At 73.5% G+C, this 16,932-nt stretch carries 17 protein-coding genes; 6 read left to right on the forward strand and 11 right to left on the reverse strand.

The window, feature by feature from the left end; genetic code table 11:
• Window positions 1-15 precede the first annotated feature (15 nt).
• From RM446_RS07765 to RM446_RS07785, 5 genes are all read right to left on the reverse strand, one after another.
• Entirely contained in the window at window positions 16-1,047 is a 1,032-nt protein-coding gene (locus RM446_RS07765; RefSeq protein WP_311544491.1) for a DUF2207 domain-containing protein, read from the reverse strand.
• A 211-nt stretch (window positions 1,048-1,258) separates the two neighbouring features.
• The gene (locus RM446_RS07770; RefSeq protein WP_311544492.1) at window positions 1,259-2,254 is read right to left on the reverse strand and encodes a cation diffusion facilitator family transporter; all 996 of its coding nucleotides are present in this window, start codon (window positions 2,252-2,254) and stop codon (window positions 1,259-1,261) included.
• Window positions 2,255-2,373: 119 nt separating this feature from the next.
• The gene (locus RM446_RS07775; protein WP_311544493.1) at window positions 2,374-2,751 is read right to left on the reverse strand and encodes a winged helix-turn-helix domain-containing protein; all 378 of its coding nucleotides are present in this window, start codon (window positions 2,749-2,751) and stop codon (window positions 2,374-2,376) included.
• Window positions 2,751-3,233 carry a hypothetical protein gene (locus RM446_RS07780; RefSeq protein WP_311544494.1) on the reverse strand — a complete coding sequence of 161 codons (483 nt, stop codon included), beginning with the start codon at window positions 3,231-3,233 and terminating at the stop codon, window positions 2,751-2,753. Before RM446_RS07780 ends, RM446_RS07775 begins: the two co-directional genes overlap by 1 nt.
• A gap of 328 nt (window positions 3,234-3,561) precedes the next feature.
• Window positions 3,562-4,749: an oxygenase MpaB family protein gene (locus RM446_RS07785; protein WP_311544495.1), complete on the reverse strand. Its 1,188-nt coding sequence runs from the start codon at window positions 4,747-4,749 to the stop codon at window positions 3,562-3,564.
• 316 nt (window positions 4,750-5,065) lie between these two features.
• Between RM446_RS07785 and gndA the strand changes: the two genes are divergently transcribed.
• Window positions 5,066-6,508: an NADP-dependent phosphogluconate dehydrogenase gene (gndA, locus tag RM446_RS07790; protein WP_311544496.1), complete on the forward strand. Its 1,443-nt coding sequence runs from the start codon at window positions 5,066-5,068 to the stop codon at window positions 6,506-6,508.
• A 214-nt stretch (window positions 6,509-6,722) separates the two neighbouring features.
• Here gndA and RM446_RS07795 read toward each other — a convergent pair whose 3' ends face one another.
• Both RM446_RS07795 and RM446_RS07800 read right to left on the reverse strand, forming a co-directional pair.
• Window positions 6,723-7,577 carry an SAM-dependent methyltransferase gene (locus RM446_RS07795; protein ID WP_311544497.1) on the reverse strand — a complete coding sequence of 285 codons (855 nt, stop codon included), beginning with the start codon at window positions 7,575-7,577 and terminating at the stop codon, window positions 6,723-6,725.
• Window positions 7,578-7,754: 177 nt separating this feature from the next.
• Window positions 7,755-8,486 carry a sugar isomerase domain-containing protein gene (locus RM446_RS07800; RefSeq protein ID WP_311544498.1) on the reverse strand — a complete coding sequence of 244 codons (732 nt, stop codon included), beginning with the start codon at window positions 8,484-8,486 and terminating at the stop codon, window positions 7,755-7,757.
• Between the two features lie 311 nt (window positions 8,487-8,797).
• Between RM446_RS07800 and RM446_RS07805 the strand changes: the two genes are divergently transcribed.
• Both RM446_RS07805 and RM446_RS07810 read left to right on the forward strand, forming a co-directional pair.
• Window positions 8,798-9,742, forward strand: coding sequence for a sigma-70 family RNA polymerase sigma factor (locus RM446_RS07805; protein WP_311544499.1), 945 nt, complete (start codon window positions 8,798-8,800; stop codon window positions 9,740-9,742).
• A gap of 135 nt (window positions 9,743-9,877) precedes the next feature.
• Window positions 9,878-10,336 carry a carboxymuconolactone decarboxylase family protein gene (locus RM446_RS07810; protein ID WP_311544500.1) on the forward strand — a complete coding sequence of 153 codons (459 nt, stop codon included), beginning with the start codon at window positions 9,878-9,880 and terminating at the stop codon, window positions 10,334-10,336.
• Between the two features lie 170 nt (window positions 10,337-10,506).
• Here RM446_RS07810 and RM446_RS07815 read toward each other — a convergent pair whose 3' ends face one another.
• Window positions 10,507-10,860: a protein-tyrosine phosphatase family protein gene (locus RM446_RS07815; RefSeq protein ID WP_311544501.1), complete on the reverse strand. Its 354-nt coding sequence runs from the start codon at window positions 10,858-10,860 to the stop codon at window positions 10,507-10,509.
• A gap of 472 nt (window positions 10,861-11,332) precedes the next feature.
• Between RM446_RS07815 and RM446_RS07820 the strand changes: the two genes are divergently transcribed.
• Both RM446_RS07820 and RM446_RS07825 read left to right on the forward strand, forming a co-directional pair.
• Entirely contained in the window at window positions 11,333-12,010 is a 678-nt protein-coding gene (locus RM446_RS07820) for a class I SAM-dependent methyltransferase (RefSeq protein ID WP_311544502.1), read from the forward strand.
• Between the two features lie 209 nt (window positions 12,011-12,219).
• On the forward strand, window positions 12,220-13,575 hold the full coding sequence (locus RM446_RS07825) for a hypothetical protein (RefSeq protein ID WP_311544503.1): 1,356 nt from the start codon (window positions 12,220-12,222) through the stop codon (window positions 13,573-13,575).
• 302 nt (window positions 13,576-13,877) lie between these two features.
• Here RM446_RS07825 and RM446_RS07830 read toward each other — a convergent pair whose 3' ends face one another.
• From RM446_RS07830 to RM446_RS07840, 3 genes are all read right to left on the reverse strand, one after another.
• A complete protein-coding gene (locus RM446_RS07830; RefSeq protein WP_311544504.1) occupies window positions 13,878-14,357 on the reverse strand; it encodes an SRPBCC family protein in 480 nt (159 codons plus the stop codon).
• A gap of 108 nt (window positions 14,358-14,465) precedes the next feature.
• Window positions 14,466-14,801, reverse strand: a complete 336-nt coding sequence (locus tag RM446_RS07835) for an ArsR/SmtB family transcription factor (RefSeq protein WP_311544505.1) — start codon at window positions 14,799-14,801, stop codon at window positions 14,466-14,468.
• Between the two features lie 189 nt (window positions 14,802-14,990).
• Complete coding sequence (locus RM446_RS07840) at window positions 14,991-15,641, reverse strand: TetR/AcrR family transcriptional regulator (RefSeq protein WP_311544506.1); 651 nt, start codon at window positions 15,639-15,641, stop codon at window positions 14,991-14,993.
• Between the two features lie 93 nt (window positions 15,642-15,734).
• Between RM446_RS07840 and RM446_RS07845 the strand changes: the two genes are divergently transcribed.
• Complete coding sequence (locus tag RM446_RS07845; protein ID WP_311544507.1) at window positions 15,735-16,847, forward strand: epoxide hydrolase family protein; 1,113 nt, start codon at window positions 15,735-15,737, stop codon at window positions 16,845-16,847.
• The last annotated feature ends 85 nt before the right edge of the window (window positions 16,848-16,932 follow it).

A 16,932-nucleotide genomic window follows, 5' to 3' on the forward strand; every position in this document is an offset into this window, starting at 1 on the left:
TGTACGAGGAGCGCATCAACCGCCGCCTCCCCCGCCACCGCCGCCGCCGGCGCCTCCGCCACCCCCTCCGCCTCCGCCTCCGCCTCCGCCTCCGCCGCCACCGGCTCCGCCGGCTCCACCACCGAAGCCGCCCCCGAAGCCGCCGCGGCGGCTGTGGGCGCCGGTGCTCTGCCCGCCGTTGGCGGCCCAGAGGATGAAGTTGATGAAGACGACGACCGCGACGAGGATCCCGGCCGCGAGGAGGGCCGTCCCCGTTCCTCCCGAAAGGAAGAACTCCCCCGGCTCCTCGGCCGCCTCGGGGATGCGTGCCGAGTCCGCCTCCAGTTCGAGGTCGACGCTGAAGGCCTCCCCGGGATCGACGCGCCCGCTGGTGAACGCCGCATCGCCGCCCTGGACGTCGGAGGACTCGCAGGAGTCCTCCGAGGAGGGCTCGCCCGCGTAGCACTCCGCACTCTCGATGCCTCCCGGCGTGTGCACCTGGGCCCGCGCCGACTCGACGGGGACCTCCCAGCCGCTGCCCACGACGTCCTGGAACAGCCGGGGGCGCTCGGCGGCGTCGGAGGCGGAGGCGGAGGTGAGGAGGCTGGTGTAGGTGTAGGTGTAGACGAAGGTCTTCTCGCCGGTGAGTTGGGCGTCACCGGTGTCCTCTCCGATGGCGGCGACGTCGGAGTCGCCGCTGGAGTAGGTGCTGACGGCGTCGACTCCGCCGGAGTCCGCCACGGCCAGGTCCACCAGACCGAAGTCGCGCTCCTCGCCGTCGATCTCGCCGCTGTGCGGCAGCCACCGCTCCACCGCGTCGCCCGGCGTGTCGCCGAGGCGGTAGGTCAACTCCTCGCGGACCCGCACCTCCCCGTCCTCGGTGACGGTGATGTCGGCGGCGAACTCGGTGATCGTCCGCTCGGACCCCGCCGCGTCGGCCGCAGCCGGCAACGCTGCCACGGGCGCCGCGGCGACCGCCGCGGCAGCCGCCCCCGCTCCCAGCATCCGCGCGAGTGTCTTCCTCCCGTTGCGTCCGGCCGGCTGGGGCCGGTGTGTCTTCGCCTCCATGAACAATCCGACCCCGCGGCCACACGGCGGGTTCCGACCCACGTGCCGCGTGACCGGTTCCGGCCGCGCCCGGTGGCGGCCGCGCCGGGGTGGGACGCCGCCCCGCCTGAAGCCCGGGGCCGACCTGATCCGCCGCCGGGAGCACCGTCGGATTCGAGGGCGCGGGGATGTTCGGCCTACGTGGTCGGCACACCTTCCTGGCGCCGACGGGCTAGCCGGCGGAGGGGGCGTCCCCGCTGCCGGAGCCCTCGCCTGTGGACGGGGCGTCGGGCGCCGCAGGGTCGGCGGGGGCGCCGGCGCGCAGCAGGTCGGGCTCGATGTAGATGTGCCCGGCGATGGGCACGGCCGCGCGGATGCGCTCCTCGGCGGCGTCGATGGCGCGCGCGACGTCGGCGGCGCTGTCCTCGGGGCCGACGGCGATCTTGGCGGCGACCAGCAGGTCCTCGGGGCCCATGTGCAGGGTGCGCATGTGGATGACGGTCTCGACGTCGGGGACGGCCACCAGCGCCTCGCGGATGCGGCGCAGGTCCTCGGGGGTCGCGGACTCCCCGATGAGCAGGCTCTTGACCTCCGCCGCCAGCACGATCGCGATCACGACCAGCAGGACGCCGATGGCGGCGGTGCCGACACCGTCCCAGACGCCGTTGCCGGTGATGAGGGTCAGGCCGACACCCACCAGCGCGAAGACCAGGCCGAGCAGCGCGCCGAGGTCCTCCAGCAGGACGACCGGCAGCTCCGGCGACTTGGAGCGGCGCACGAAGCGCACCCAGCCCGCGTTGCCGCGCACCGCGTTCGACTCGCGGACGGCGGTGCGCAGGGACAGCGACTCCAGGCCGATCGCGACCACGAGCACGACCACCGGAACCCACTGCCAGGACTCGATGGGGTGGGGTTCGGAGATCTTGTGCCAGGCCTCGTAGAGCGCGAACAGCCCGCCCAGGCTGAACAGCACGATCGCGACGAGGAACGCGTAAAGGTAGCGCTCCTGGCCGTAACCGAAGGGATGCTCGGGGTCGGCGCGGCGCTTGGCGCGCCTGCCGCCGACGAGCAGCAGCGCCTGGTTGCCGGAGTCGGCCACGGAGTGGATGGACTCGGCAAGCATCGCCGAGGAGCTTGTCAGCAGGAACGCGACGAACTTGGTGACGGCGATGCCCAGGTTGGCGCCCAGCGCCGCGACGATCGCCTTCGTGCTTCCCTCGCTGCTCACGTGTCCCCCCGGATCCGGCCGCCGTTTCGTGCCGTGGAAATCCTAGTGGTGCCCGGAGGCGGGCGGCGGCGGCCGCGGAGGACGCGCTGCGGAGGCACCCGGCGGCGCGCCGGGCTCTCTTATCCCTGCGCGCCGTCCGGCTCCCGCCCGTGCGCGTCCCCGCCGCCGGCGTAATCGTCCGCGCCGGCGGCGGGGGAACGCCCGGCCGAGGGGCCGATGATGGCGTCCAGTGCGGCGACGTGGCCCTGGAAGGCGGCGTCGCCCTGCTCGGTGATGTCCACCAGCGTGCGCCGCCATCCGCGCCCCAGGTCGATCTTGCGCACCGTGAGGTAGCCGGCCGACTCCAGCGCGCTGAGGTGCTTGGACAGGACGGAGTCGCTGACGCCCACCTGATCGCGGATGAACCGGAACTCCACCCCCGTGCCCGCGGCCGCCATGGCCATGACCGACAGCCGCGTGGAGGCGTGGATGAGCTCGTCGAACCGCGGCTCGGGCACTAGAGCGCCCCCTTCGCGGCCGGCTCCCGCCGGCCGAAGCCGATCCGGCCCAGCCAGCGCACGAAGAACCAGGACAGCACTGCCGCCGGTACCGCCGCGGGCAGCGGGGCGGCCCACTCCGGCAGGAACACTTCGGCGACCTGCTGCGACGCCCAGAACACCGCGAACATCGCCGCCAGCCACACGACCGTGCCCGCCAGGCGGGCGGGCGTCCATACGCGGCGCGGACTGCTCACGGCGCCCCGCGCGGCCCGCCGGATGCCCAGCACCACGGCCAGCAGGAGCAGCCCGAACCCGAGGCCGGCCAGGAGGACCGACAGCCCCGTGCCCAGTTCGACGCTCGCCAGGACGAGGTAGAAGCCCAGGGCGTAGAGGAGGTCCATCCACCACAGGGGACGGTTGCGGCTGAGCTCGGACTCGACCGACTCCCGGCGCTGCCGCACGTCCGCCAGCGCGGCGCGCGCCTCCTGCTCGCTGTCCATACCGCTCCTCCCACATCGACGTCATTCCGCTTTCCATCATAGAAAGCGGATCCGCTTTCCGTCAAGGAAACCGGATCGGCGGGTCGAGGAGGCCGGGAAGGCAGGGGACGCAGAGGAGACTCGGCGGCGCGGCGGCCCGGGATGCGCGAGCGTCGTCCGGGAGCGGCGGGGAGGGCTTCGCCGGAGGGGACGGGCGCGCCGCCGGATGGACGGAATCCGGCGGCGCGCCCGCGCCCTGCCCGGAACGGCAGGACGGCCCTGCTGCGCAACGCTAGATGACCGCGCCGAGCGGCGTCGCTCCGCTGGCCGGAGGCGGCCAGCGGAGCGTTCAGGCCTGCCCGGACTCCCCGACCGCCTCGTCGCGGTACTGGGTGCCCGGAAGGTACGCGAACTCGCCGCGGCGGTACTCGGTGTGCTCGGCCAGCGCCTGCCGCCACGACTCGCCGCCGGCCCGCTCCCAGCGGCGGACCTGGGCGTTGGCCATCGCCATCAGCGGGACATAGGGTGTCGCGTCCTCGGCGCCGAGGCCCAGCGCGTCGGCGAGCTCATCGCCCTGGATCAGCCGGGTCAGCGCGTCCAGCAGCCGCCGGACGGCGTCGCCCTGCAGCGGCAGCACCGAGCCCAGGGGCCCGGTGGCCAGCGCGTCCAGCAGGGCGTGCACGAGGGCGCCCGCGGTCTCGTCGGGCCGGTCGTTGGCCGTCTCAAGCAGCCCGAGCAGCCGCTCGGCCGAGGCGTGGTCGACCACGTCGGCGCAGAAGCGCGGGTCCACGCCCAGCAGCGCGGCCAGGTGGCGCCAGTAGCGGTAGAGGTCGCGCTCCTCGTCCTCGGTCAGCACGATGCCGACCTTCTCCAGCGCGCGGAAGGGAACGACGGTGAAGTCGAGCCAGGTGCGCGCGGCGTCGGCTTGGTTGATGGGCACGCCCCACCGCTCGGCGTCCCACCCGCGCCGCTGGGCGGAGGCACGGACGCGGGCGTGCAGCAGGCGGACCTGGACGGTGTCGACGTAGCCGGGCGCGCCGCGCAGGAGGCCGCCGGGCAGGATCGCGTTGGTGCGCCACAGCCCCGTCTCGCCGAGCCGCCGCCCGGCGGACTCGGTGAGCTTGCCGGTGCCGATGAGGACCCGGGCGATCGCCGGAGCGCTGTAGGTGTGCACCAGCGACCCCAGTGCGAGCGCGATCCTGCTCCAGAACGGATCGACGGCGATGCTGGCGACGTCGCCCCGCTGCAGCAGCTCCCCGTCCGCCGCGGCGACCGCCTCTTCCGACTCCCGCAGCAGCTCCGCGATCCCGTCGGGCACCTCCTGCAGCGAAGCGAGCCCGTCGCGCAGGCCTGCGGCGAGTGTGCGGCGCGCCGCGGCGCCGTCGGCGGACAGGTCGGCGAAGGCGGCGTCGGCGACCGGGTCGCCGGTGCGCAGGCCCTCGGCGAGGAGCGCGATCCGCAAATCGCCGTGCGCCCGGGCGGCCGCTTCGGGCTCGCGCAGGCGCAGGGGGGCGGCGGGGACTGTTCGGTCGGACATCCGAACCTTTCTGGACGGTTCAGCCGTGCGCGGAGCGGGGCGGCGCAGGTCTTCGCCGCACGGCGGGCATCCGCGCACGCGCGGCGCGGGTGCGCGGCCGCGCGGGCACCCTACACACCGCCGCGGCCTCGCCCCGCCCGGGTCCCCCTCGCGTCGGCGTCCCACCCGCGCACGCGTCACCCGCCACTGCGCGACACCTTCCGCGCATCGCGCGTCCGCGCGCGGGCAGCGCCTAAGGTGCAGACGCACACAGGCGCATGAACCGGCCTCCGGGCTCCGGGCTCCGGGGACCGCACACGTCCAGCAGGGGGCAGCTATGAGCACATCGGCCGACATCGGCGTCACCGGCCTGGCCGTTATGGGCCGCAACCTCGCGCGCAACCTGGCCCGCAGCGGGTACTCGGTCGCGGTGCACAACCGCACGCCCGCCCGGACCCGCGCTCTCGTGGAGGAGTTCGGCGGTGAGGGCTCCTTCCGGCCCGCCGAGTCGGCGAAGGAGTTCGTCGACTCGCTGAAGCGGCCCCGGCGGCTGATCACCATGGTCAAGGCGGGTGAGGCGACCGACGCCGTCATCGCCGAGTTCGCCCCGCTGCTGGAGGAGGGCGACGTCATCGTCGACGGCGGCAACGCCCACTTCGCCGACACCCGCCGCCGCGAGCGCGAGCTACGCGAGCGCGGCATCCACTTCGTCGGCGCCGGGATCTCCGGCGGCGAGGAAGGCGCGCTGCACGGACCCAGCATCATGCCCGGCGGGTCCGCCGAGGCCTACGACTCGCTGGCCCCGATGCTGGAGGGCATCGCCGCCAAGGCGGACGACGGCTCACCCTGTACGACCCATGTCGGCACCGACGGCGCCGGCCACTTCGTCAAGATGGTGCACAACGGCATCGAGTACGCCGACATGCAGCTCATCGGCGAGGCCTACCACCTGCTTCGCGACGTCGCCGGCTACAGCCCCGGGCAGATCGCCGAGGTGTTTCGGACCTGGAACGGCGGGCGGCTGGACTCCTACCTGATGGAGGTCTCGGCCGAGGTGCTGGCCCACACCGACGCCGGGACGGGAGCCCCGTTCGTCGACGCGGTCGCCGACCGCGCCGAGCAGAAGGGCACCGGGCGCTGGACCGTGCAGACCGCGCTGGAGCTGGGTGTGCCGGTCTCGGGCATCGCCGAGGCCGTGTTCGCGCGCTCCCTGTCCGGCCACACCGGCCTGCGCGCGGCGAGCGCCGCCCTGCCCGGCCCCCGCGCCGAGGCCATGGGCACCGATGCCGCCGGCCGGTTCGCGGACCAGGTCGAGCAGGCCCTCTACGCGTCGAAGCTGGTCTCCTACGCCCAGGGCTGGCACATGCTGCGCGCCGGCGCCGAGGAGTACGGCTGGGACCTCGACTTGGGCGCGATTGCGGCGATCTGGCGCGGCGGGTGCATCATCCGGGCGGCGTTCCTGGACCGCATCCGCGCAGCCTATGCCGCCGATCCGGGCCTGGAGACGCTGCTGGCCGACGCCGACTTCGCCGCGGAGATCGGCCGCGCCCAGGGCGACTGGCGGGCCGTCGCGGCCACGGCCCTGCGCCACGGGATCCCGGCGCCCGGGTTCTCCGCGGCGCTGGCGTACTACGACGCGCTGCGCGCGGGCCGACTGCCGGCCGCCCTCACCCAGGCGCAGCGCGACTTCTTCGGGGCGCACACCTACAGCCGGGTCGACCGCGACGGCGTCTTCCACACGCTCTGGGGCGGCGACCGCACCGAGGAGCGCGCCGACTGAGTACCGGCGACCGCCCGGGACCCGATGGCGTCCGGGTCCCGGGCGGCAGCCCGCCGGCCGGCACGGCGCGGCTGTGAGCGGGTACTAGGGGCGTCGTGCACAGGCCGTGTCCGCGCACGGCGCGAAGCCGCGGGCGCGGACCGGGCGTCGGAGCGCGCGGCTTCAGGCCGGCTCGGCGCCGGCGGCGGAGCGCCCGGTCGGCCGGCGGCGCGGCTCAGGGCTTGCGACCCACGGCGCAGAATGCGTCGACCTCGGGCGGCGCACCGCCGTCGGCGGTGGGCGCGGGCCGCCAGCGCGAGGTCGACACGACGCCGGGTTCCAGGATCTCCAGCCCCGTGAAGAAGCCGCGGATCTGCGCCGGGCTGCGCAGCGTGATGCCCGGCGTGGCGCTCTCGTTCCACCGGCGCACCGCCTCTTCGGAGACCTCGCCGTGCACGACGCTGGTGTCGTGGGCGAGGGTCAGGTAGCTGCCGGAGGGCAGCGCCTCCACCAGGCGCTCGACGATCTCGTAGGGGCGCTGGTCGTCGGGGATGTGCTCGACGACGCCGAGCAGGGTCAGCGCGACCGGTCGGCTCAAGTCGAGCGTTCTGGATGCGGCGTGCAGCACGGCGCCGGGGTCGCGCAGGTCGGCGTGTACGTAGTCGGTGGCGCCCTCGCGGGTGCCCGCGAGCAGTGCGCGGGCGTGCGCGTGGATCAGCGGGTCGTTGTCGACGTAGACGATGCGCGCCTCGGGCGCGGACGCCTGCGCCACCTCGTGGGTGTTGTCCGCAGTGGGCAGACCGCTGCCGACATCGAGGAACTGGCGGATCCCGGCCTCGGCGACCAGGTGCGCGACGGCACGGCCGAGGAAGTCGCGGTCGGCGCGGGCGAGCTCGACGACCGTGGGCAGGAACTCGCGGATGCGGTCGCCGAGTTCGCGGTCGGCGGCGAAGTTGTCCTCGCCGCCGAGCCAGTAGTTCCATACGCGGCCCGTGTGGGGGACGGTCGTGTCGACGTCGGGGATCTGGGCAGTGTCGACCGGCGGGACTGCTGCGGATCGGTCGGAGGCGTCGTCGCCGGGACGGTTCATCGCATGACCCCTGGGAGGTGGAGGGCTGCACGTGCGCCGGCGGTGCGTGGAGCCGAGGGGCACCGCCGCAGTGTCCCTTTCTAGCAGCAAGCGGGGACGCCGGGCGGTGGCCGGACGCGGTGCGGCGCGGGCCTTCAGAGGTCGGGCGCCGCGGTGCCACCGCCCGGCGCCCGATGCTCACCCCAGTTCGGGCACGCGCGACCGGTAGCGCTCCAGCAGGCCGGCGTTGGCCTCGTCTCCACCGGGCATGTTGGAGGAGCGCCACAGCGGCAGGCCGATTCCGGCCGCGGCGGCACGGGAGTGCAGCTCGGCGAGCAGCAGGTTCCACAGGAAGGCGTTGGCCAGGCTGGACACGGCGCCGGTCTCAGGGCTCTCGGGCGGGTAGGAGACGTCGCCGGGGCGCACGCACGTGTCGAGCACGTGGTCGGCCTCCTCACTGAGCGTGCTGCCGGCGCGCGGGGGCGCCGCGGCATTGCACTCGCGCGAGGTGACGGCGACGACGGGGATTCTGCGGTCGGCCGCCTCGCGCGCCATCTCGACCGGATAGAAGTTGACGCCCGAGGTGGAGAAGATGAACAGCACATCACCCGCCTCCGGCTTGGCGCGGGCCAGAACCTCGGCGGCGAGTCCACGCTTCCGCTCGGCCGCGGTGCTGGAGGAGGCGCCGTTGACCGGCAGCAGCTCCGGCGCATGCAGCGGTTTCACTGTGGCAAGCCCTCCAGCACGGTAGAAGGCCTCGGTGACGGCGTTGAAGGAATGGCCCGCTCCCGCGGCGAGGGCGACCCCGGCGCCCTCGACCACCCGCTCCATCAGCACGTCGGCGACCTCGGCCAGCGCCGCGGCGTTGCGCTCCTGGACGAGCGCGAGCCGATCGCGCATCAGCGCTCCGAAGTCCGCTTCCTCGGTCATGGGTTCCTTTCGGCGTGGTTGTGGTGGCGTGTCCGCTGCGAGCAGCGGGCGGCCGGCCCGGCCGCTCCCGTCGGCCGGACACGGACGGTCCGTCCGGGCCTCCGGCTCGGGGCGCCTGTGGGCGCACCAGTGCGGTACGGTCCGGTCTATACCAGATACCACATTCGCTCTTCGATGCTCGCCGCGTCAACGCGCCACCGCCTTTCCACGCCGGAATCGAGAGAGGAGACGGTTCCCGGATAATGGCCGACGGAGCCCGGGGAGGGACCAGGCCGATGTCACACGGGAACCCGCCGTTTCGTCTTCCAGACGTGGACAGCGAACCCAACACCGCCGCCGAGCACGCCGCCGAGTACCGTGCCCTGCGTCCGCGCCTGCTGTCGGTCGCCTACTCGCTGCTGGGCAGCGTCGAGGAAGCCGAGGACGCGGTTCAGGACGCATGGCTGCGGCTGGACCGCGCCCGGCGCGACGCGGAGCAGGAGGAGATCCGCGACGTCGCGGCCTGGCTGGTGACCACCGTCTCCCGGCTCGCCCTGGACACCCTGCGCTCGGCGCGCCGCCGCAGGGAGGAGTACGTCGGCGAGTGGCTGCCCGAGCCGCTGGTCCAGCACGGCGACCCCGCGGACCGGGTCACCCTGGACGAGTCGATGAGCATGGCGATGCTGGTGGTGCTGGAGTCCCTCTCCCCCGCTGAACGCACGGCGTTCGTGCTGCACGACGTGTTCGGCCTGTCCTTCGCCGAAGTGGGGAAGGCGGTAGGGCGTACGCCGACCGCCTGCCGCCAGCTCGCCGCACGCGCCCGCAAGCACGTCACCGAGCGGGCGCCGCGCTTCGACGTCGACACCGACGAGCACCGCAGGATCGTCGACGCGTTCCTGGCGGCGGTGCGCGGCGGCGACCTGGACAGACTGGTCGCGGTGCTGGATCCGGACGTCGTCATGCGCTCCGACGGAGGCGGGGTGGTGCGTAGCTCGCTCCGTCCGATCCTGGGAGCGCGCAAAGTGGCGCGCTACATGCTGGGTATCCAGAACCGCTACGGCGCTGCGCTGGTGCTGCGCCCGGCCACGGTCAACGGGCGCCCGGGGCTGGTCGGAGAGATCGACGGGCACACCGACAGCGTCATCGCGTTCGCCGTATCCGGCGGCCGGATTGTCGAGATCGCCAGCGTGCGGAACCCGGAGAAGCTGAAATGGGCCGGTGGGACCGGCTGCCACCGCCACGGCGACGGCTGCGGGGAGGGCCGCGGCTACGCCTGAGCCGGGACTGTGGCCGATCGCGCAGTCCACGAGTCCGGTTCCGGGTCCGAGACCGCAGGTGCCGGAGCCGGGCGTCGACCAGGCGATGTCCGGCGAGCCTGCAAAGCAGATGAGCGATGGAGCAAAGGAGCTTCGATGACCGAACGCGTGAACGTCTTCGAGCAGGCGCCGACCGCCTACGAGGCGATGGCGCAGCTGGAGCGGTACCTGGCGCAGAGCCCGCTACCGGGGGCCACTCTCAACCTGGTCAAGCTGCGCGCCAGCCAGATCAACGGCTGCGCCTTCTGCGTCGACCTGCACAGCAAGCACGCGCAGAAGGCCGGCGAGAGCGACGAGCGGCTGTTCGCGGTGGCGGCCTGGCGCGAGTCGCCCCTGTTCACCGCGGCCGAGCGCGCGGCCCTCGCCGTGGCCGAGGAGGCCACCCGCCTGGCCGACCGGCCCGAGCCGGTGCCCGACCCGGTGTGGCAGGAGGCCGCCCGCCACTACGACGAGCCGACGCTCGCCTCCCTGGTCGTGGCGATCGCGACCATCAACGCCTGGAACCGGATCTCGGTCACCACCCGCATGGTGGCGGGCTCCGGCCTTTCGACCTGACCCCCGGTCGGCGGTCGGTCGGTCAGGGGGTCGGTGACGGGTCGGTCGTGGCGCCGGCTGCGGGAGAGCCGGTCGGCGCGGCCTCCGCGGTCCGACCGCCGAAACTCCGGACACGCGCGGGAACGGACACGGGACGCGCCGACGGCCGCCCCACCGCGTCCGGGCCGATGTCAGCCGAAGGCCGTGACGTAGGCGCGCTGCCATGGAGTCTCCACGGCCCGAGGCGCGTAGTGCTCGCGGACGTAGGCGACGGCGGCGCGCGGCGGCACGCCGTCCAGGACGGCGAGGCAGGCCAAGGCGGTGCCGGTGCGCCCGCGACCGCCGCGGCATGCGACCTCGACGCGCTGGGTGGAGGCGCGCCACCACGCGTCGTGCAGGGCCTCGCGGGCGGCGGCCCGGTCGGCGGGCAGCCACATGTCCGGCCAACGGAGCCAGACGGACTCCCAGGCCACCGACCGGGGCAGGGTGGAGCGCAGATAGAGGCCGAAGTCCGGTTCAGGGCCTGCGGGGAGGGGGCGGCGCATCGCGCGGCCCCGGACGGTCCTGCCCGACGGCAGCCGCAGCAGGCCCGGTGTCGCGGGCGGCCACGGAACATGCGCGGAGTCGACGGCGTCCTCCCCTGTGGTGCGGGCGGGCGGTGCTCCCGCGAGCCCGGCCTGCTTGGTCGGCTCAACTTGGAACGGGCCGGCCGATGGTCCGCCAGACTAACGGGCGGGCGGCTCCCCGCGCCGGTCCCCGGAGGTTCGCGGCAGGGTGTGTCCCCTTCCGGACGTTTCAGGCCAGGGCTGCGGACCGCGGGAACGCAGGCGGGTCCGATGCATGGCGGCCGCCGACCGCTCCGCCGGGGTCCGCCTGCCACGGCATGCGGGGTCGGCCAGTCGGCGAGTCGGCGACGCGCGGAACCGGCCGCCCCGTCGTTGCGTTGCCCCGGTAAGAGCGGTACACCGGTGCTACCACTGGCGTCCTCCGCCACCCTGCGACGGAACGGAATCGGCCATGCCCCGACCCGACTCCGGGAACTCGAACTCCCGGCGGCCCCACGATCCGGACGCCGTGCTGGACGCGATGCGCACGCACTGGAACGGCCAGGCCCCCACTTATGACCGGGGGATGGACCGAATCGAGCGGATGGCGGTCGGCGACGGCCGCTCGTGGGTATGCCGGCAGGCCCGGGGGCGGACTCTGGAGGTGGCCGTCGGCACCGGGCGCAACCTGGAGCTCTATGCCGAGGACGTGGAGCTGACGGGCATCGACCTGAGCCCGCGGATGCTCGACATCGCCAGGCGGCGCGCACAGGGCTTGGACAATGTGGCAGCGTTGCGCGAGGCCGACGCCGAGCACCTCCCGTTTCCCGACGCCCACTTCGACTCCGTGGTGGCCACACTCTCGCTGTGCTCGGTTCCCGACGTCGGCGCGTCCGTCGCCGAGATGCGCCGAGTCCTGCGTCCGGGCGGGCGCCTGCTGCTGCTCGACCACGTGCGCCCGACGATGCCGCCGCTGCGCTGGTTCCTGCGCGCGGTCGAATGGATCACCGCCAGAACCCAGCCCGGCAGCGGCGAGCGCTTCATGCGCCGACCGATCGTCCAGGTGCGCGAGCACGGCTTCATCGTGGAGTCCGACGAGCGCTCGAAGGGCGGCGCCATCGAGCGGGTGAGCGCCCGCAAGCCGGCATAGCCGCTCCGAGCGGTCCCCTGCCGAGCCGCAGATCACGACTGCTCGGGAAGGTGGCGAGGACGGCGGGCGGTGGGAGGAGACGGGGCCGACGGAGCCCGAGCCAACCGGCCGCGTACCGCGTGCCCGCCGGTCGAGCGATCCACGGGCGGGGTTCCACGGGGCGTACCGTTCGGACGGGCACGCGCAGCGCAGGCGGAACGGGGGCGTGAGTGGTCGCGCAGGCACCCGGGGTCTTCTTCCGGGAGTGGCTCCGGCGCAATCCGGGCGAGCGGCGAGACATCGGTCGTGCGGCCGATCTGCTGGCCGTTCTCGGCCTGCCCGCGCCCGACACGCCGGTGCTGGCGGTGGTGGGTTCCAAGGGCAAGGGGACTTGCGCCGCCTACGCCTCGGCGACGCTGGCTGCGGCCGGCGCCCGCGTCGTGACGGTCACCAGTCCCGGCGTCCGCGGGCCGCGCGACCGCGTCAGGCTCGGCGGGCGGGCAGTCGGCGAGTCCGACCTCGCCCGACTCGCCCACAAGCTGGACGAGGCCGCGGGGCGCCTGCCGCCGCCCCGCTCGGGCTACCTCTCCCCCAGCGGGCTGTTCCTGGCGGCGGGCGCCCTCTACGCCCGCGAGCAGGGCGCCGACCTGCTGGTGATGGAAGCCGGCATGGGCGGCCGCGGCGACGAGGTACGCCTGTTCGACCCGGCGGCGGTCGCGCTGACCACCGTCTTCGGCGAGCACCTGGGCGTTCTGGGAGACACGGTCGCCCAGATCGCCGAGGAGAAGGCCGGGGCCGCCGGCCCGGGCACGCGCGCGTTCGTCCACGGTCCGCTGGAGCCCGGAGCCGAGGCCGCGGCCCATGCCGCGCTCGGGGCGCGCACCGGGGGCCGGGTGCTGCCCGAGCGCCTGGAACCGGGCACGGCGGGGGTTGGCGACCCGGTGCTGCCCGATGGCCTGGGGCGGCCGGCGGCCGAGCTGGGATGCGCGTCCGCCCGGCGGCTGCTCGCCACCCTCGGACGGGAGGAGCCCGAGCCCGAACGCCTGCGCCGGGTGCTGGCGAGTGTCCGCTTGCCCGGCCGACTCTCCCACCACGTCCTCGCCCGGCCCGCCGACTCCGCCGAGGCAGGCGCCGGTCCCGCCACCGCTCCCTGCGCCGGCAACTCCCCCGGCACCCGCCCCGCATCCGCCGGCGCCGTTGCTGCCGCAGCCGCAGCCGCCGCGCCCACCGAACTGGTCGTCGACTCCGCCATCGAGCGCGCGGGAGCGGCGGCCGCGCTGGAGCACGCCCGGCGGCGCTGGGGAGGCGTCGACCACGTGCTGGTGTGCCTGCCCGACCACAAGGACGTGGAGGGCGCGGTCGCCGCGCTCGCCGGCGAACGCGTCACCGCGGCCGCGCTGCCCGACGCCCACCTGTCGTTCTCCGCCGCGCTGCCCGCCGACTGGGGACGCGTGCGCGCCGAGGAGGTGACGCCGCAGCTGCTGGCGGGCCTGGGCCGGCGCGTTCTGGTGCTGGGCACCGTGTACTTCACCGGCCGTGTCCTCGACGCGATCGGCGCGGACACCGACTCGCTGTTCACCGCCTGACCCCGGCTGCCCCCACGCCCCGCACTCCCGTTGATCTTGTAGCTATCGCAAATGGAAATCGTTTTCCTGCACGATAGCTACAAGCTGTGTGGGGCCTCCCTCTGGTCGGCCGTACCGGAGGAATAAAACGAGGGTGAACCGGCCCGCTCCAGACCCACTTCAGAGAATGTCACGGAACGATAACGGGATTTCGTGGGCGTCTCGCGATGGAGTGCGTTTGCCCAGGTCAGAGGTGCTAGCTCCGCTGTTTTGGGAATAGATCAACGGTGGGGCCGGCCGGGCGGCCCGGTGCGGCGCGGACTTCAGGAGGACTCGACCAGCTCGGCGAGCTTCTCCAGCCCTGCGCGGGCGCCGTGTTCCATGCCCGAGGCGACCATGCCGTCGCGGTCCTCGATCGACTGGTAGACCGAGAGCTCCGTGTACCTGGTCCTGCCGTCCTCGAGCTGCTCCAGGTCCGTGCACTCCAGCGCCACGTGGCCGGGCATGCCCTCATACTCGAAGGTGTGCACGAGCCGCTCGGGGGCCAGGACCTCGTGGAACACGCCCCGGAACGCGTACTCGACACCCTCCTCGTCGCGGCTGATGTTGCGGTAGGTGCCTCCGCGGCGGGCGTCGAACTCGGAGATCTCCAGTTCGCCGGGGCCTCCGGCGCCCCACCACTGCGCGACCAGTCTGGGGTCGGTCAGTGCCGCGAAGACCTTCTCTCGCGGCGCGTCGAAGACCCGCGTAATGACGATGTCCTGCCGACCCGGCTCGACGATGATCTCGGTGCTGCCAGTCATGATCCCGCTCCCTCTCCGCGTTCTCCGCACTCCCTGCGCCGGCCCCGCCGGCCCGGTGCCTTTACCCGGTGCGGCGCCTTGTGGTCCTGTCTGCGCCAAGCGTGTCCGTCATCCGTGCCCGTCGCCCGTGATCCCCCGAATGGCCCGCTCAAGACGGTCCATACGGTCACGCTGGATCTCGCGGTAGCGGTCGATCCAGCCCGACGCGCTCTCCAGCGGCGCCCGCTCCAGCCGGCAGGGCCGCCATTGCGCGTCGCGACCGCGGGAGATCAGCCCCGCTCGCTCCAGGACCTTCAGGTGCTTGGAAATCGCCTGCATGCTGATGTCGAACGGTTCGGCGAGCTCGTTGACCGTGGCCTCACCCCGCGCCAACCGGGCGAGGATGGCCCGGCGAGTGGGATCGGCCAGTGCCGCGAACGTCGCGCTCAGCTCGTCATCGGCCATCGTATTCAACCTCGTTGTTTATCAACTTATGGGTTGAGTATTCAGCGCAATAGGACCGGTGTCAATCCCCTCGACCGATGAGCGGCGGCGATTCTCCAGGGCACCCGCACACAGGGGGCCGCGGGCGCCCGCATGCTGCACCCGCGGCCCCCTGCTCTGGCACGGCGTCGCACGATCCGCCACCGGCGCTCAGCGGCGCCAGCGCCAGCCCAGCTCTTCTTCGCTCGCGGGCGGGCCGGGCAGCCCGGCGTCCTGTGCCGCTCCCGCCGCGGTGTCCAGCCCGGCGAGCTGCAGCGCCAGGTAGCGCCTGCGCAGCCGGCGGGTGCGCTCGGGATCGGGGAACCGCAGGGCGGCACATCCTTCGAGCACGAGCACGATGTCGGCCGGTGTGAAGTCGGAGCGCAGGCGCCCCGACTGGTGGCCGCGCCGCGTCAGGCGCTCGGCCAGCTTGCCGGAGCGCGCGGCATCGGCCCCCATCTCGGCCGTGGGCTCGAACGATCCGGCCAGATGCACGGTCAGGGAGTGCACGTCGGCGTCGACGATCCTGAACAGGAACGAGGTGAAGGCCTGCCAGTCGTCGTCCTCGGCCAGCGCCTGCTCGGCCTCGGCGATGTAACGGCGCAAGCCGTCGTGGCAGACCTGGCGCAGCAGGTCCTCCTTGCCTCCGTAGCGGCGGTAGAGGGCGCTTATCCCCACCCCCGCGCGCGCGGCGACGGCGGAGACGGGGGCTTTGGGGTCGTCGAGAAACACGGCGCGGGCGGCGTCGACGATCGCGGAGTCGTTGCGCGCGGCCTGCGCGCGGCGCCCCGAGAGGTCGGCGGCCTCGGTCGGATTCGGCATGACCCCACCATAACACTGGAACGGATCGTTCCGTTCTGCTATAGTCGAACCAACAACGGAACAGAATGTTCCGTTCTTCCAGAAGGAGTCACCATGTCCGCCGACCGCATCCGCCCCTACCGCGCCGAGATCCCCCAGACCGCCCTGGACGGCCTCCGCGACCGGCTGCGCAGTGCGCAGTGGCCCCAGGAGATCCCCGGTTCGGGCGACGCCTACGGCGTGCCGGTCGACCGCGTCCGCAGCCTGGCCGCCTACTGGCTGGAGAAGTTCGACTGGCGGGCAGTGGAGGGGCGTCTGAACTCCTACCCGCAGTTCACGACCGAGATCGACGGCCAGAACATCCACTTCCTGCACGTCCGATCGCCCCGCGCCGACGCCCTTCCGCTCATCCTCACCCACGGCTGGCCCGGATCCGTGCTGGAGTACCTCGACATCATCCCGCTGCTGACCGACCCCGACTCCGCGGACACGCCGGCCTTCCACCTGGTGATCCCCTCGCTGCCGGGATTCGGCTTCTCCGGCCCCACCACCGAGGCGGGCTGGGGCACGCAGCGCACCGCGCGTGCGTGGGCCGAGCTGATGGAGCGGCTGGGCTACTCCTCCTACGGTGCCGTGGGCAACGACGGCGGCTCGATGGTATCGCCCGAAATCGGGCGAATGGTTCCGGACAGGGTGAAGGGCGTGCACGTCACCCAGCTCTTCTCCTTCCCCACGGGCGACCCCGCGGAGATGGCCGACCTGAGCGAGGAGGACCAGGCGGCCCTGGCGAGGCTTCAGTGGTTCTACGAGAACAAGTTCTCGTTCAACGCCCTGCACAGCCAACAACCGCAGACGCTCGCCTACGCTCTCGCGGACTCGCCGCTGGGGCTGCTCGCCTGGCAGTCGCAGCTCTTCGACGAGACTGTGGACGACGAGTTCGTCGTCGCCAACGTGGCCCTGTACTGGCTGACCGGGACCTCGGGTTCGTCGATCCGGTTCTATTATGAGGACGCCCGCGACGACGTCAGGCCCGAGGGCCCGACGACCGTGCCGACGGCCCTGGCCATGTTCGAGGGCGACTTCATCTCCATCCGCCGCTTCGCCGAGCGCGACCACGCCGGGCTCGTCCGCTGGAACTCCTACGGGACCGGCGGGCACTACGCCGCGCACCAAGCGCCCGAGGTGCTCACCGGCGACATCCGGGAGTTCTTCGCCGGGCTCGGCTGAAGCACCCCGGCCGCCGCCGGTACGGTCCCCGTCGAGCGCACGGTCGGCCGCCGGCCGGGCGTCCGGCGGCGGACCGCAGGTGCGG

The organism is Streptomonospora wellingtoniae, assembly GCF_031845375.1.
Taxonomy (GTDB): Bacteria; Actinomycetota; Actinomycetes; order Streptosporangiales; family Streptosporangiaceae; genus Streptomonospora; species Streptomonospora wellingtoniae.